The sequence below is a fragment of the Clostridium sp. genome, from assembly GCF_040797585.1.
Classification (GTDB): Bacteria; Bacillota; Clostridia; order Clostridiales; family Clostridiaceae; genus Clostridium_Z.
Genome location: NZ_JBFNEO010000001.1, coordinates 1 through 16,191 on the forward strand (window position 1 = coordinate 1; position 16,191 = coordinate 16,191).

The 16,191-nt window shown below is 32.3% G+C and carries 14 protein-coding genes, 1 pseudogene and 1 other annotated feature; of the genes and pseudogenes, 2 read left to right on the plus strand and 13 right to left on the minus strand.

Annotated features, from left to right (window positions below; translation table 11 throughout):
* The 12 genes and pseudogenes from AB2369_RS00005 to AB2369_RS00060 all read right to left on the minus strand — a co-directional run.
* Nucleotides 1-214 (minus strand): annotated as a pseudogene (locus tag AB2369_RS00005) (tRNA pseudouridine(38-40) synthase TruA); the annotation flags it as partial.
* A gap of 536 nt (nucleotides 215-750) precedes the next feature.
* Nucleotides 751-1,371 carry a class I SAM-dependent methyltransferase gene (locus AB2369_RS00010; RefSeq protein ID WP_367664414.1) on the minus strand — a complete coding sequence of 207 codons (621 nt, stop codon included), beginning with the start codon at nucleotides 1,369-1,371 and terminating at the stop codon, nucleotides 751-753.
* Between the two features lie 556 nt (nucleotides 1,372-1,927).
* Nucleotides 1,928-2,806 carry a TSUP family transporter gene (locus tag AB2369_RS00015; protein WP_367664415.1) on the minus strand — a complete coding sequence of 293 codons (879 nt, stop codon included), beginning with the start codon at nucleotides 2,804-2,806 and terminating at the stop codon, nucleotides 1,928-1,930.
* Between the two features lie 195 nt (nucleotides 2,807-3,001).
* A complete protein-coding gene (locus tag AB2369_RS00020; RefSeq protein WP_367664416.1) occupies nucleotides 3,002-4,006 on the minus strand; it encodes a proline racemase in 1,005 nt (334 codons plus the stop codon).
* Nucleotides 4,007-4,010: 4 nt separating this feature from the next.
* Complete coding sequence (locus tag AB2369_RS00025) at nucleotides 4,011-4,481, minus strand: glycine/sarcosine/betaine reductase component B subunit (protein WP_367664417.1); 471 nt, start codon at nucleotides 4,479-4,481, stop codon at nucleotides 4,011-4,013.
* Between the two features lie 14 nt (nucleotides 4,482-4,495).
* Entirely contained in the window at nucleotides 4,496-5,254 is a 759-nt protein-coding gene (gene prdD, locus AB2369_RS00030; protein ID WP_367664418.1) for a proline reductase cluster protein PrdD, read from the minus strand.
* Nucleotides 5,255-5,328: 74 nt separating this feature from the next.
* On the minus strand, nucleotides 5,329-6,054 hold the full coding sequence (gene prdB / locus AB2369_RS00035) for a D-proline reductase (dithiol) protein PrdB (RefSeq protein WP_367664419.1): 726 nt from the start codon (nucleotides 6,052-6,054) through the stop codon (nucleotides 5,329-5,331).
* Between the two features lies 1 nt (nucleotide 6,055).
* A complete protein-coding gene (locus tag AB2369_RS00040; RefSeq protein WP_027632705.1) occupies nucleotides 6,056-6,307 on the minus strand; it encodes a CBO2463/CBO2479 domain-containing protein in 252 nt (83 codons plus the stop codon).
* Between the two features lie 22 nt (nucleotides 6,308-6,329).
* A complete protein-coding gene (prdA, locus tag AB2369_RS00045) occupies nucleotides 6,330-8,459 on the minus strand; it encodes a D-proline reductase (dithiol) proprotein PrdA (RefSeq protein WP_367664420.1) in 2,130 nt (709 codons plus the stop codon).
* 24 nt (nucleotides 8,460-8,483) lie between these two features.
* The gene (prdC, locus tag AB2369_RS00050; RefSeq protein ID WP_367664421.1) at nucleotides 8,484-9,785 is read right to left on the minus strand and encodes a proline reductase-associated electron transfer protein PrdC; all 1,302 of its coding nucleotides are present in this window, start codon (nucleotides 9,783-9,785) and stop codon (nucleotides 8,484-8,486) included.
* Nucleotides 9,786-10,063: 278 nt separating this feature from the next.
* The gene (prdR, locus tag AB2369_RS00055; RefSeq protein WP_367664422.1) at nucleotides 10,064-11,836 is read right to left on the minus strand and encodes a sigma-54 dependent transcriptional regulator PrdR; all 1,773 of its coding nucleotides are present in this window, start codon (nucleotides 11,834-11,836) and stop codon (nucleotides 10,064-10,066) included.
* Nucleotides 11,837-11,850: 14 nt separating this feature from the next.
* Nucleotides 11,851-12,360, minus strand: a complete 510-nt coding sequence (locus AB2369_RS00060; protein ID WP_367664442.1) for a DUF2179 domain-containing protein — start codon at nucleotides 12,358-12,360, stop codon at nucleotides 11,851-11,853.
* Between the two features lie 407 nt (nucleotides 12,361-12,767).
* Nucleotides 12,768-12,987: a binding site (T-box leader), on the plus strand.
* A gap of 146 nt (nucleotides 12,988-13,133) precedes the next feature.
* Between AB2369_RS00060 and proS the strand changes: the two genes are divergently transcribed.
* A complete protein-coding gene (proS, locus tag AB2369_RS00065; protein WP_367664423.1) occupies nucleotides 13,134-14,573 on the plus strand; it encodes a proline--tRNA ligase in 1,440 nt (479 codons plus the stop codon).
* A gap of 283 nt (nucleotides 14,574-14,856) precedes the next feature.
* Complete coding sequence (locus tag AB2369_RS00070; protein ID WP_367664424.1) at nucleotides 14,857-15,477, plus strand: hypothetical protein; 621 nt, start codon at nucleotides 14,857-14,859, stop codon at nucleotides 15,475-15,477.
* Nucleotides 15,478-15,556: 79 nt separating this feature from the next.
* On the opposite strand, the gene AB2369_RS00075 is transcribed toward AB2369_RS00070, so the two are convergent.
* The gene (locus AB2369_RS00075) at nucleotides 15,557-16,177 is read right to left on the minus strand and encodes a TrkA C-terminal domain-containing protein (RefSeq protein WP_367664425.1); all 621 of its coding nucleotides are present in this window, start codon (nucleotides 16,175-16,177) and stop codon (nucleotides 15,557-15,559) included.
* Nucleotides 16,178-16,191: the final 14 nt, after the last annotated feature.

A 16,191-nucleotide genomic window follows, 5' to 3' on the forward strand; every position in this document is an offset into this window, starting at 1 on the left:
TAAGGGTAGATTTAGTATGAAAGTTAGCTATATAGTTTTTAGCATGTACTCCTGTATCTGTTCTTCCACATCCTATTAATTGAATTTCTTCTCCGGTCATTTTACATAGTACATCTTCTATCTTCCCTTGTATAGTTGGTACATCTCCTTTTTGTCTTTGCCACCCTCTATATCTAGTTCCATCATAAGATATTGATATCTTTAAATTTCTCATATTACTTCACCTTTAATTCCTTCTATTATTACTTCCCTATTCTTTTGCAAAAGCACTATATAATTATATCTTGTCTAGTTAAACAAAGCTATAAATTTTATATTTTATCTGATGGCTAGGAGCTGTAGACCCCTGATTCACTAATAGAGTTTTAAATCACTCTTCATCATAGTTTTATGACAATAAATACAGACCTCTTAGCATTATTTTTTTGTAATTACCTTACCTTTAATATAATTGCCAGATTCATAGAAATCCTACTTCTAAGATATCTTAATATTACAATGTACAGAACTTTAGCTGGTTTATCTTTGTTACATGTACTGAGTAATACCAGAGTGGTTCTTAATGATATTATTTCTTAAGACTATCTAAAATATTTATTTATATAATAATTGTATAATATATAAAGTATATATATTGTTTTCTTAAAACAAAGTTTAAGTCCAGTAAACCTTATAAAAGCTTTACCGGACTTATTATGTGTAAACAAAAATAAATATTAAAGTTTTAAGTACCTCTATTTAATTTATTAACTAATAAATTTCTAAAATTCCTGCACATGGAGAAATCTGTGTATATCTTGAGTTAATACCTTTATCACTCAACTTAGAGATAATTTCTTCCCCAACCATATATATTTCCTCATCATCCCATATACTATCATTATCACTTTTACATTTAATTAATTCATTTTCTGTTTTGAATGCAACATCGGCAATTATTATTTTGCCGTCTTCATTTAACAAGCCTTTTAATTCATTTATAAACTGGAATTTTTTATCATTATCTAAATGATGAATTGCATAAGAAGATATAATATAATCGAATTTTTCAGTTTTCAACTGAGAAGGTACTCCTAAATTAAAATCCCATTGTATAAATATTCCTTTAGGCATTTTTTCTTTTGCAATGTGAATCATGTTCTGTGAAAAATCCATTCCATAAATCTTTGCCCCATCTATATATAATCTATTTGTTAATAATCCAGTTCCAAATCCTACATCCAATATTTTCTTTGATTCTTTTCCATTAATTAAATTGTAAACACACTGTAATACCTGATAATATCCATGAAAAGGATACTCTTCATCTCCTATTTCTACGCTTTTATCATACTCTTTTGCCCATATGTCAAACCCCTTACTATCTAACAATCAATTCCCTCCATGTAATGTAACTTTACTAATACTTACTATAATTTTTCTTATTATATAAATAAATTATACATGTTATTACCTTTTATTTCAATTTCTACATATAATTATATATATCTATTCTGTCGTCTATTTTTTTATTCTTTTCACATTATATTTTAGTCTATTTATTACTTTTAAGGAATTAAGTATATGTATGAGTTAATATTCAACTTAAAATCATAATATTATAGTGTTACTACTCTAATGGATAACTCATCAGATACCATTTAAATTGAGTTTTGGAATGGTTTATGTATGGATATACCACATGCTATCTTAAACTAAACCTCAAGATCTCCTGATATAAAAGGTGTTTAAATATTGAGTCTGAAAATAGTATATCTATATATATACTCTATATAATATAAAGAGTAAGAATTTAATCTATGGTAAGAAATCAATTTATATATCTTTAATTAATCTAATATATAAAAATGTGGAGTAATAAGTATATTACTATACTTATTACTCCACATTCATTGAAATATATTTACTTAATCCTTAAGCATTTAATTTATTTAGCTACTTTTGCTTTATTACTATAAGATTTAAACATTGTTATAGATGTATATAGTATAACTATTACCACAAGCCACTTTAATATTTCAAGTGGTAAACTCTTTACAAGATAAGCTGCTATAAATACACCTATAGATCCAAATATAGTTATTGCTATAGCTGCCTTCTTATCATAGGCTCCTTCTTTAACAAACTTTAATGAAGCTGATGGCATTAAAAATGCACAAGATCCCATCATTATTGGGAAGGCAACTGCTGGACTCATACCTAAAGCATAAACTAACGCCATACATGGCGCATATAATCCTATTCCAACAGTCATTAATGCTCCTAATATAAAGTTGGCTACTACTGCAAATATAAGCTTACCTCCAGTTAATCCTATTGCCTCTCCACCTATTGGCATTAATCCTAACTGTGATGCTAACATAATTAATGAAACTGCTAGTAATGCTATTGCCATAAATAGTTGTATCTTCTTTTCATCAAGTTTAGAAACAAAGCCAGCTCCAACTACAGCTCCTATAGCAGCTGCTGCAAGCATACTTATAAGAGTTACAGGTTCAACCTCTATACCATCTATAAATATAAAAGCTTCTAAAACAACTGGTATTGTACAAGACACATTTAATGTTCCAGGTATGTACTTATCTCTTGTTAGCTTAAAACCCTTTAATAAAGCTGTTAATGGTGCAAAAGCTCCTATGCCTAAAGTATCAAAAAAGTTTACTACAAACCCTGATACTCCTGCTATTACAAAATTTCCTTCTCCAAGGCTCCCTTGCTTTTTTGCTGCTATAACATCTTTTATATAAAAAACTGCAAATATTAATGTAATAACTCCTAATGCTGCAAGGACTATATTGGTTAACATATATCTTCCCCCTATATTGTATTTAGATACTTTTTCGTAATTATATTATTTTAAATTAATTATATTCCATAAATTTTTATGTGCTAACTTTATCTCATTACTTTTAGCCTGCTTGATATTGTTTAACTTCTAAAATTCTAATATTATTCCTTATGTTCTTTTAATTAATAGAGGGATATTATCCCTCTATTAAGCTTAGCCTAAGCTAAATCCGTGCTTTACAGGATCATTTTCATCTATAACAAAATGATTAAATCCTGTTATATATGCACTTCCTGTTATCTCTGGAATTACTGCAGTATATTCTCCTACCTTAGTAGTTCCTAAAATTTTCCCTCTAAACATTGTTCCAAGAATACTTTCATATATGAAGTCTTCTCCCTCTTTAAGTTCTCCTTTTGAGAATAATGTAGCCATTTTTGCACTTGTACCAGTTCCACATGGTGATCTATCAACTTGACCTTCTCCAAATATAACAACATTCTGATATGTCGCCTTTTCATTCTTCGGTGGTCCATATATTTCTACTAAATCTACAGTAGTTATATGAGATAAAGTTGGATGCTTTATTTCCACTGTAGAGTTTATTATGTCTCTTATATTTAGACCAACCTCTGTAAGTTTTGTAGAGTTCTTAGGGTCTATTTCTAAACCTAGTTCCTTAGAATTTACTATAGCAAAAAAGCTTCCTCCAAAAGATATATCCACATTAACCTTCCCTATTTCAGGAACTTCTATTTCTACACTTTTGTATAAAAATGATGGAACATTAACTATTGATGCTTCAATAGCTTTCCCATTCTCAACTTTAACCTTAGACTTAACAAGTCCAGCTGGTGCTTCTAAAACTATTTCAGTATATGGTTCCTTAACCTCTACCATTCCTGTTTCTACTGCAACCGTAGCTGCTCCTATGGAACCATGTCCACACATATTTAGATATCCGCCACCATCCATGAAAATTATTCCAAGATCTGCTTCTTCATGAGTTGGAGCTGTTATTATAGATCCAAACATATCTTTATGTCCTCTTGGCTCATGCATTATAGCTGTTCTTACATAGTCTAGATTCTCTTCAAGATATGCCTTTTTTTCTGGCATTGTGTTTCCCTTTATAACAGGTATTCCACCTACTACTATTCTTGTAGGCTCTCCCATAGTATGAGAGTCAACTGCTTGAATTGATTTTGAAAATTTCATTGTACTATTCCCCCACTTTCTTCATTTTAAGTTTAAGAAAAGCTAAAGCCTTCCTTGCATCTTTTATACCAATAGTATTTTCTCCTACAACCTCTGTCTCTATTCCTTCTTTAGATTTATTAAAATCCACTATAGTATCCATATATTTATTTGTCACTACAAACTCTCCTTGAGTTCCTACAAAACTTAATCCTACTACAGGAATATTTCTTTTACCTATCTCTTCAATAGTATTTGCAAAATCTACATGGCTATTTCCCCATCCATCTAAGGATACTATAGCTCCATCTGCTCTCATAGCTTCAACTAATGTGCCTACTCTTTTCCCTACAAAAAGTTTATCTTCATTAGCTTGTGGTGTTCCAACTATAATTACTCCAAGTAAATCTACATCATCATCCTTATCTACTATATCAAGTAGAGGATCTCTAAAATGATGAAGGGTTGTTTCCTTTGTAGATGGTCCTATTCCCATAACTATCCTCCTAATTAATGCATTGCTCTTAATGCTCCATCTCTGTATTCATTAGGTGATACTATTATTGGGACATTTCCCATATCTATTATTGATCTACTCCCTAAGGCACCACCGGGCTCTTTTCCGAATAAAGCAGTATCATACATAGCTCCCTGACCTGCTACTTGCTTTACTATAACTACATTTTTTCTATGCTTTTTAATTTTGTCATAATACTCATGTTTTTCATCACATAGTCTTCCGTTTATTGTTTTTAAATATTCTCTTATCTCTTGTATAATAGAATCTGAAGCTTTATGAACCTCTGTTATAGCCTCTCTTAAGCTTCCCATACCTTTATTTAATACAAAATCTAAATGAATAATTATATCTTCTTTTCTTGGTGTCCCTGCTCTATCAAATACAATTTGCTCCTCTAAAATTCCTTCAGATGAACCAAATTCTGCGACCTGAACACCCTCTTCGTCAACTCCTGTAAGCATAACATTAACTCCTGTAAGTACATGAGTTATTCCCTCCCCTATAGTACCTAAAACCTTAGTTGCAATAGGTGAAAAATCCATTATAGAGTTTATGAATATATTATGATTATTAGGTTGTATTAGGTTTATCTTTAAACCGTTTATGTGGTCTTTGTTAAATTCTAAATTATCTATTCCATGCCTCAAGTAAAGAGTTCTATTCTTTAAAAAAGTTTTATCTGAAAATTCAACCTTTTCAACGTGAAAAGTCTTTATTACAAGCTTTCTTAACTCTTTTATTTCTCTCATAACTTAATCCTTTTAAATAAATAATAGTTAACAAATACCGACCTCTCTAAAAAGAGAGATCGGATATTTTTCAATTAAACTTTAGCAACATACTCGTATGGAAGAGATACTATCTTTCCAGGTGTATCTATTGTAACTAAATAATTTAAACTGTCCTTTAATATTGCAGTTTGCATTTCTTTGTTATTAGGCTCTCCAGCATTAGCTCCCATTGGAACTAATGGAGCAACTGATCTTGGTGTACCAGTCTGTCTAACAACTGGTGGTAATGCCGCTATACATATTGTAGGAATCCCCGATTCCTCTATCGCTCTCTGTACTAAAACAGCAGAACGGTGGCAAGTTCCTCAGCCAGCGGTTAAAACTACAGCATCTACATTTTCTTCTTTTAAAATTTTAGCTATTTCTGGGCCAGTTTCATTAGCAAACTTTTCTTGGTTTCCACCACCACCCATGAATCCTATATGAGTTTCAGCTACTTCTTTTATAAATCCTTCAGCTGCTAATTCTCTTAATCTATCTATAGGGAACATGCAGTTGATGTCCTTATTAACATCTGCATTATCATATCCTCCATGGGATACCATCATATCAGATACTGGTGCATCTCCTGGTATTCTTCTAAAAGTGAAATCTCCTGCTAAATTAAATCTCTTATCAGATTTTAAGTGTACTCCAGCAGCTGTAGCAAAAGCTATTTTCATATCTTTTAATTCTTTTGTTACAGGTGTCCATACTGGAGGAGGAGTTATTGGTACAAATATCTCAGATTGTAAACCCTTAACTACAGTATAATCCATATTATTTTCCTTCCTTTCTATTTCTTATCTCTAGGTTGCTTACATATTTTTCATTAACCTCTTCTGATACAACTTCTGGAAAGCTCATATTAAAAGCTATCTCTTGCCCTACCTTTAGAGGATAATCTGTTATAAGCATTCTCATAGGAACCTTTAAATATCCTAGTCTTCCCTTAAGGTCCATAGCTACAGCTCCATCTTGAACTTCGACTATAACACCTTCCATTTTTATAATTTTATCACCATATTTCATATTATGGCCTCTCTTTATCTAATTACTTTGTAGAATATTTCTCTAATCTTTTTTCACTCATTGGGATTGTAGTTTCATTTGGAACTCTATCAATCTTACTTCCATAAGCTTTTTCTACTGCTTCTAAGTTATTTTCCTTAACATTTGGATTCCACTTTCTTTCAGCAGTCTTTACATCTTCACCAGCTATAGCAGATTTCACCATTGATAAAGCTCTTATAGCATCTTCTTTACATAGAGTGTTACAAGAAAGAACTTCATTCTCTATTCCACCCTCTGATTTATTATTATCAACCATGTATTTCATGTGCTTGTTACCAACAACTAAAGCTCCTTGAACTGCACAGAATGACATTCCAACTGCTGGAACTCCTCTCATTCCTATTTGTTCTATATGAGATGCAAAATCTATATGGTTATTTCCAAAACCTTCAGTTGTAACTATAGCACCATCAACATCCATGAACTCAATCATCATTCCTAATCTTTCAGATACATAGAACTTTTCAGCATTTATTTGTGGAGATCCAACAAATATAACTCCTGCGAAGTCTATTTCCTCATCATGTAAAGCCTCTGCTACAAGTGGCTCTCTCCAGTAGTGTCTTGAACATTCCTTAGATGCTGGTCCTATACAAGTTAATGCGTGGATTCCTCCATCTAATACTTCAAGTGGAGATAACATTACAGGAACATTACCAAGGTCAACGTTTGGTTTACCTCCAAGTACTCCAACTGGTTCAACAGGTAATATTAAGTTATCGTGCATTGCACCTTGACCCATTATTTCTTTAACTATAACTACTTTTTTCTTACCTGGTCTTCTGTACTCTACAAGTTCTTCAGTATCAACAACTAATGATTCATCAAGCTTCTTAAGAGCTTCTCTTATTTCTTGAGTTATAAAGTCAGTTGCTGCGTGAGCTGCTAGAGGACCTGGTCTTTCCATGTTCATTCCTCTTGCTATAACCACTTCTGTCTTTATAAATATTTCACCCTTATCAGGTGCTCCTGGTCTTCCCCACATAATGTTTTCTTCTAGTATTCCTTCAGAAGATCCAAATTCTCCGATTTGTACTCCATCAGCATCTGTACCAGTTACCATTACGATAGCTCCATCTATAACTCTCGTAACTCCATTACCTATCTTAGCATCATCTTCTTTAGTAGCTATTGGTTGAACATCCATTATAGTTTCAGAATAAGTGTTATACTTATCTGGAGTTATTATGTCAAGTTTTATAGATTCAACTAAGTGGCTTTGCTTTACAGCGTCTTCACATACATTTTCTCTTATGTAAAGAGTTGTTCCTTCAATCTTAGTTTCATTTCCTTCAACCTTAACATTTTCTATTTTAAAATGTTTCTTTATTAAAGATCTTACTTTCTTTTCTGCTAAAGTTTTATTAGCTTCTACTTTTTCTTCACTCTTAACTTGCCCCTTAACTTCAGCAGCCTTAACTGCTACTGGTGTAGCTGGCTTTGCCATTGGTGGCACTGGAGCTGCTCCATTTAATGTTAATGGAACTTCAATGTCAATTCCCTTACCCTCTGCGATTTTTATCTTAAGAACTGAACCGCTTAGGCTTGTTACAACGTTTTGTTGGTTCGGCATTATTTCTTCCTCCTCATATCCTTCTAGGATTGAACTTGTTATAGGAGTTAGAGCTGAAGCATCAACGCTTAATGTCTTTCCTACAGCCTCTTGTCTTGTTAAAACATCATCTCCTAAATTAACAAGTAAAGAATCCTCTAATTGCTCAAAATACATTGGGTTTTCTAAGTCTTCATTAGTAATTGTGTTTCCAGCCTTCTTATTAAACTTAAGAACAGCTTTTTCCTCCGGGCAGCAAAGTTCATTAGAAACTTCTTCTTTTTCTTCCTTTGCTCCACTTAACTCTTTATATCCTTCAACTATATCGGAAGTTATTGGTGTCAAAGAATCTATTGTTTTTGTGAGCTTTGCTCCAATTATTTCCCCTATTTTAAGGCAATTGTCAGGTATTGATAGTAATCCTGAGTCAACCATATCTGGGAATATATCAGGATCCTCTAAATTGTCTGCTGAAATTATAGTTCCAGCTTCTGTTCTACAACAAACAACAGCATACTCATTCCTAAGAGCTTCTGCATGTTCAGCACTCATTGACATATCTAAGTTCCTCCTTCTAAGTTGTTATTCAACCTCTAATCTTCTACTTAATTTATGATCTACTGTTCTGAAGATGTGATCTGTTGCATGGTATACACCTACGCCCATCTTTGGAGCACAATTCATAACAGTATTTGAACAATCGCTACAGTTAGATATTAATATTCTTTCTGCACCCATTTTCTTTAGCTGCAAAACTACAGCTGTTTGACCTGGTCAGTCACCTGGTGTCTTACATTTTAAAGCTGTTTTTATGTGTTCTACATTTTTACATTCCACAGCTCCAACTACTTCTGAATTCATTTTTCCAGCAATTTCTCTTAATCTATCTTCATTTGCACCACAAGCACAAACTAATAATCCAAGCTTTCCTTTAAATTCTGGAAGTTCTATAGTTGGTATTGCTCCTCCTGAAGTTTTAGTGACATGGGCATCTTTAAGGTTGTCTGATTTACCAGTATATGGTCCACCTATAACAAGCTCTCCATATGCACCGTCAATTCCTCCAGCTCTTTCTATAAGCTCTTCTACCTTACTTCCTACTGGAACATCGAAGAAAACAACTGTTTCTTTTCCACTCTTAAGCTTTCCAGCTACTGAGAAGTCTTTGTCTATAACTGGTTTCCTATCTTCAACTGCTCTCTTTATATTTGCAAGAGTTTCAGTATTTAAAACTACACATTTAGCTTCTAATGGAAGTTGGTCTGGTCTTAACCACTGTCCAAATATTCCATTTATAAGAGCTCTCTCTTCTCCCATTGGATATAAATCTTGAAGCTCTTTAACTTCTATATCATTTATTCCATTTAATGCTTTATTTAAAGATTCTATTGCTTTTTTATTTTTTATCTTTATTCCTATGTATGCCTTTGGAGCTTTTGTAGCTTCCATTGCATATCTTATACCCTTTATAACTATCTCTGGATTCTCTTCTAAAAGTCTTACATTGTGCTTTAATAATGGTTCGCACTCAACACAGTTTGCTATTATATAACCATCTGGAATCTCAGCTTTAAGTTTTACATGGGCTGGAAAGCCTGCTCCACCTGCTCCTACTATTCCTGCTTCGAATACATAGTCTATAACTGAATTGCATTCCTTTATCTTTACATAATCCTTGCTTTGATTATCATCAGCCAAAATTATTATTTCACTTTCATTAACCTTTGATACCACTCCAGTAACACTTGTATGTATCTTAGCCCCTAAACCTTTAGTTGGCTCTGCTATACATTCCCCTCTTTGAACCTTAGTACCTTCCTTCACAATTGGTTCACACGGTGCACCTACGTGCATCTTTAGAGGAAACTTGAACATCTTGTCCATGTACTCACCTCCGATTGAATTACAATATTATTTATAGCAACTATCGTGCCAAGTTTATAAATATCGAAAAAAATTATTATACTTCCCTTTAGAATAGGTATGTGCAATAGTAAAGATTTTTATTCAAAATTTAAATTCCAAATATAAAATTCAACAAAAGCGTTGAATTTTAGACACTTTTTTTCGCCATGTTTTGTTAAGAATATGTCAATCCATTGCGAATTATCGCCTAACCATATTTTTCTATGGATTGTCAAAAAACAAACACACCTGTCAAATTATTGACAGGTGTCTATAAGTCCATATTGTTTTAATTTATAATATAATGTAGTTCTTTTAATTTTTAATATCTCAGCAGCCTTTGCTTTATTCCCCTTAGTTATTTCCATAACCTCTTTAATTATATTATATTCAAGGGTTTTAACCCTTTCTTCTATATTGTATTTATCATCTTTATCTATCTCTATTTTTTCTTTAACCTTAGAGTTATTAAGGATATATTCAGGTATACTATTTATAGATATATGCCCCTTATTAGAGAGTACTACCATTCTTTGAATTACATTTTTTAACTCTCTTATATTTCCTTCCCATGTATAGTTTAAAAGGATTTCATATATTTCATCATCTATATCATTAATTAAAATACCTTCATATTTTGATATGTTATTAACAAAATAATTGATTAATTCCTTAATATCTTCTTTTCTTTCTCTAAGGGACGGAAGTTCTAACTGAACAACTGCTAATCTATAAAATAGATCATCTCTAAAAGTCTTATCCTTTATAGCTTCTCTTAAATTCTTATTTGTAGCTGCAATTATTCTAGTATTAGTATGAATAGCTTTTTCACTACCTAATCTATATACAATACCATCTTGAAGAACTCTTAAGAGCTTACTTTGCATACCAATTGGCATATCTCCTATCTCATCTAAAAATAAAGTTCCATTATTAGCAAATTCAAACATACCAATTTTACCTTTTTTCACTGCTCCAGTAAATGCACCTTCCACATATCCAAAAAGCTCACTTTCAAGAAGATGCTCTGGTATAGCACTACAGTTAACTGCTACAAACTGTCCTTGTCTTCCACTAGCTTCATGAATTGCCTTTGCAAAAACCTCTTTTCCAGTTCCACTCTCTCCTGTTATAAGAACTGATGCAGTTGTTGATGCCACCTTTTGACAAAGGGCTATAGCATCTATCATTTTTTTACTTTTCCCTATTATATGAGAAAACTTATAGTTATTGGCAATCTCTCTATTATACGCATTGCTTAAAAGTTCCACTTTCTCATTTGCACTCTCTAGTTCCTTAGATAATGCAACTACCTCAGTTATATCTCTATCTGTAGATACAACTGCAATAATTTGCTGTTTAGAATTATATATAGGAACTGCGCTTAATATAACTGACTTTCCCTTTATAGGTTCATGTCTTATATTTTCTATAATTTCTCCATCTTTTAAGGCTTTTAAAATTATTGCATTAGTAAAATGATTTTCTATAGGTCTTCCAATAACATCTTTTGCTTTTAGTTTGTAAAGCTTTTCTGCACTCTTGTTCCAATAGCTTACTACACCTTTTTCATCACATATGCATACTGCCTCATGGATATTATCTAAAATATTATTTTGTAGATCAAACATCTCATCTATTTTTAAATAAAAAGTATCTCTAAGATTATTAGAAGTTATAACTCCTATAACCTTATCATCTTTTACTACTGGTATTCTTCCAATACCCTTATCAACCATAATATCTCTAGCTACTCTTGCAGATTCATCCGGTCCTATGGTTATTAGACTCTCTATCATGTGATCCTTCATAGAATCTTTCATAGAATCATTTTTTCTTGATACTCTAGCTAAATCTTTTCTTGTAAACATTCCACGTAGTTTATCATATTTATCTACAACAATAACTTCATCTAGATTATTATTTATAATAAGATCTGCTATATCACTTAAATTACTCTTTTCTTCTACTTTTACAAAATTTACATTCATTATATCCTTTACTCTATAAAGTAACTCAGATAAATTCATTTAAATCTCCACCTTTATTTTCTAAGACCATAACCTCCATAGACTACTTTTGTATCATTTATAGATACTACACAATTGTAGCTGGACTCTTCTAATAATGACAATATCTCATTCTTTCTCTTTCTTTTTAAGTGTACTATTAGCATTTTTTTATGCTCAATCTTACCTTCACCATCCATTGTGGTGACCCCTACTTGCTTTTCACGAAGCATAGAAGCTATGGCATCGCCTTGTTCCTTGGATGCTATTATATTTAAGGTTATTAGCCCTAAAGCTAATTTCTCCTCAATCATAGATCCTACATAGTTTCCAAGAGAAAACCCAAGAGAATAAAATATTACCTTAATAGGATCCTCAGTTACATTAGAAATAATGGCTCCTATTAAGTAAAGCCAAATTACAACTTCAACAAATCCAATCACTGAGCCCCAGAACTTTTCTCCTCTAGTTATAAGAACTGTCCTAACTGTTGCTAATGAAACCTCTAAAATCTTAGCAAAAAAGATAGCAAAATAACTAAGTATAACCATGAATCCCCCTCCATACTTAAAAGCATTTGTTATATTTTGTCCATTAAAATATTATTCTATATATAATTAATCTATCCTAAAATCCTATTATAAAAGGTTCGTATAATTCCTCTTTTATAATTAAAATAACTAACTATAAATGGACATACTAAATAGAATACACTATCTTTTTATTAGCATACCCTACATTCCGCTCTTAATTTAATATTTTTACATTTTTCTCTGTTTATTTTATTAAATTATTAATTTTGCTACAGAATTAATAATTATTCGTGTAATTTTCTTTATATATTTTCTTATTTCTTCTATTTAATTATACTATTTAAAGATAAATACTTTTTTTAATACACTTGACAACCACTACCTTATATTATATGATATATGCATAAAAATTTAACACTTTATAAACTATGATAAGGACTAGTAAAAAATCACTATTTTTTAAGAGAGGGAATAATTTTGGTGAAATATTCCTAAAAATAAATTTTTGAACCTACCTTGGAGTTCTGTAGTGAATAAGCTACAGCGGTTTTTACCGTTACATATTCTAAAGCCGAATATAACTTATTTAGTTATATTAACTAGGGTGGTACCGCCGATATTTAAGCCTCGGTCCCTTTATTGGGATTGAAGGCTTTTTTTATATTTAAAAATCTTTTCGTTAAGTCTAGGGGAACATTAAAACTTCTTTTAGAAAAGATTCATTTTATGTAAAAATATATTAATCTTAATCAATTATATTTGTTATTATTTAAGGAGGTATTAATATGTCAAAAGATAAGAAGTTAGTTGAAGCAATTACTTCTATGGATGTGGATTTTACTCAATGGTACACTGATGTTGTTAAAAAAGCTGAGCTTGTGGATTATGCTCCTGTTAGAGGATGTATGGTAATAAGACCTTACGGTTATGCTATATGGGAAAATATTCAAAAGACATTAGATGGAAAATTTAAAGAAACAGGTCATGAAAATGTATATATGCCACTTTTAATACCAGAAAGCCTACTAAAAAAGGAAGCTGATCACGTAGAAGGTTTTGCTCCTGAGGTTGCTTGGGTTACACATGGTGGTTCTGAGGAACTTACAGAAAGGTTATGTGTAAGACCTACTTCTGAGGTTCTATTCTGTGATCATTATAGCAATGTAATTCAGTCTTATAAGGATCTTCCAAAGTTATATAATCAATGGTGTTCAGTTATAAGATGGGAAAAGACTACTAGACCATTTTTAAGAAACCTTGAATTCTTATGGCAAGAAGGTCATACAATGCATGCCACTAGAGAGGAAGCTGAAGAGGAGACTCTAAAGATTTTAGACATATATGCAAACTTCTGTGAAGAAACCTTAGCAATTCCTGTAGTTAAAGGAAAGAAAACAGAGAAAGAAAAATTTGCTGGTGCTCTAGCTACTTATACTATAGAAAGCTTAATGCATGATGGTAAGGCTCTTCAATGTGGTACATCTCATAACTTCGGAGATGGTTTTGCTAAAGCTTTTGATGTAACCTTTACTGATAAGGATGGAAAAATAAAGCACTGCTTCCAAACTTCTTGGGGAGTTTCTACTAGAATTATGGGAGCTATAATAATGGTTCATGGAGATGATAATGGTCTTGTTCTTCCTCCAAGAATAGCTCCAACAGAAGTTGTAATAATTCCTGTTGCTATGCATAAGGAAGGAGTTCTTGAAAAAGCTACAGAACTTAAAGACAAATTAAGTAAGTCTCTAAGAGTTAAATTAGATAGCTCTGATAAGAGTCCTGGTTGGAAATTCTCTGAATACGAAATGAAGGGGGTTCCTCTAAGACTTGAAATAGGACCAAAGGATATTGAGAAAAATCAATGTGTTCTTGTTAGACGTGATACAAGAGAAAAAATCTTTGTATCCCTTGATGATTTAGAAACAGAAATCCCAAGAATACTAGATGAAATCCATAATTCATTACTTGAAAAAGCAAGAACTTCTCAAAATAGTAAGACTTCTGATGCTAAAAACTTAGATGAGTTTAAAGAGAGTCTTGACACACAACCTGGTTTCGTTCGTGCTATGTGGTGTGGTGATGTAGAATGTGAAAATAAGATTAAAGAAGTTGTAGCTGCTACTTCTAGATGTATGCCATTCCATGATACTGAAAGAATATCTGAAACTTGTGTTTGCTGTGGAAAAGAAGCTAAGTCCTTAGTTTATTGGGGTCGTGCTTATTAATATAATTATACTGAAGAATGTGTGGTAGTTTATAGCTACTACACATTTTTTATTATACTACCCTTTATCTGATGGCTAGTAGCTGTAACACCCACTTCTCTTAAAAGGTGGGTGATAACAGCTACTACTCCCCTAGATTAACTCATCTAACCTTCAGATGGTGGAAAGAATACCATCTGAGGAAAGATTCGTTCTATAACTTCTCAGCCTACTTTACCATAAGTAACAAATATACCATATAATTCATATTATATGTAGTGTAAATAATTCTTAGGAGTATTATATGAACTTTTTTTATCCTGATGATTTAGATGAGTTCAATGGTGTTAGATTTTTTAGAGAATATGAGGGAGATGTTGGAGAATACGAGATTGAAGTTTCAAATCCCAATAAGCAAAATTTTCACATGATGAATAATAGAGCTAGAGGATTTATGCCACCACGCCCACCAAGTGGAAGGCCTCCTGATCAGACGCCTCCTGGCGGAATGACTCCTGGTCAAATGCCTCCTGGTGGGATGGCTCCTGGTCAAATGCCTCCTGGTGGGATGGCTCCTGGTCAAATGCCTCCTGGTGGGATGGCTCCTGGTCAGATGTCTCCTGGCGGAATGACCCCTGGTGGTAGTTCTTCTCAAGCACCTCAGTCTCCTCCACCTCCTTTTACCCCAACTAAAACACAAAGTGGAGTAAAATCTATGGGTCCAGGTGCTAAAGCAATAGATACTGGTTCTATAAGACCTTGCCTATATAGATATACTTATATTTGGCAATCTAATGGACGAGGGTATTGGGCATATCTAACCTATGTAGGACCAAAATCTATAGCTGGCTGGAGATGGATGGGATGGAGATGGGTTTATTTCGGTCTAGATCTAAACAGAATTGATAGTTTTTACTGCGTTTAGATACTTAAAATTAAATTTAAATAGACTTTATTACTAAATAACTGAATAATTTTTAGTAATAAAGTCTTTATTTATTAAGCTATATATTATTTATATAATTACTTACATTATTAATCACATTATAATCTCCCACCACAAGAATTGTATCTCCTTCTTCTATAGTAGCATAAGGCCCTGGAGATATTATAAGATTTTCTTCTCTTCTAATTCCAACAATCGTTCCACCAGTATTTTGCCAGAACTTAAGATCTTTTATTGTATCTCCGCTTTTCTTCCATGGTTTTGGTATTTGAACTTCTACAGTATTTAATGGATTTACATTCTTAAGTCTATCTGATAAATCTGTTATCCTATTTACTAATTCATTTACCTCTCCATCTATCTCCCTTTTTTTATTAATCAATGCTTCTAATTGATTTTTCATTATGCCAAGGCTCTCTACATCTTGAAACCTTTCTATAAAAGAATAGGCTTTATCCTTAGATAATACAGTTATTCCACTTCCCTTAGATACTGTCAATACATTCATATCTTCAAGAAGCTTTATAGATCTTCTTATTGTCTCTGGAGATACATTATATTCCCCCGCTAAGGTAGACCTACCATGAATTTTTTCCCCCTCATTTATTGATCCATGGTATATTCTATTTGCAATATCCACAGCTATTTGTTTATATCTTGGAGAAACTACTTTATACAATTTTTCTCCCCCCT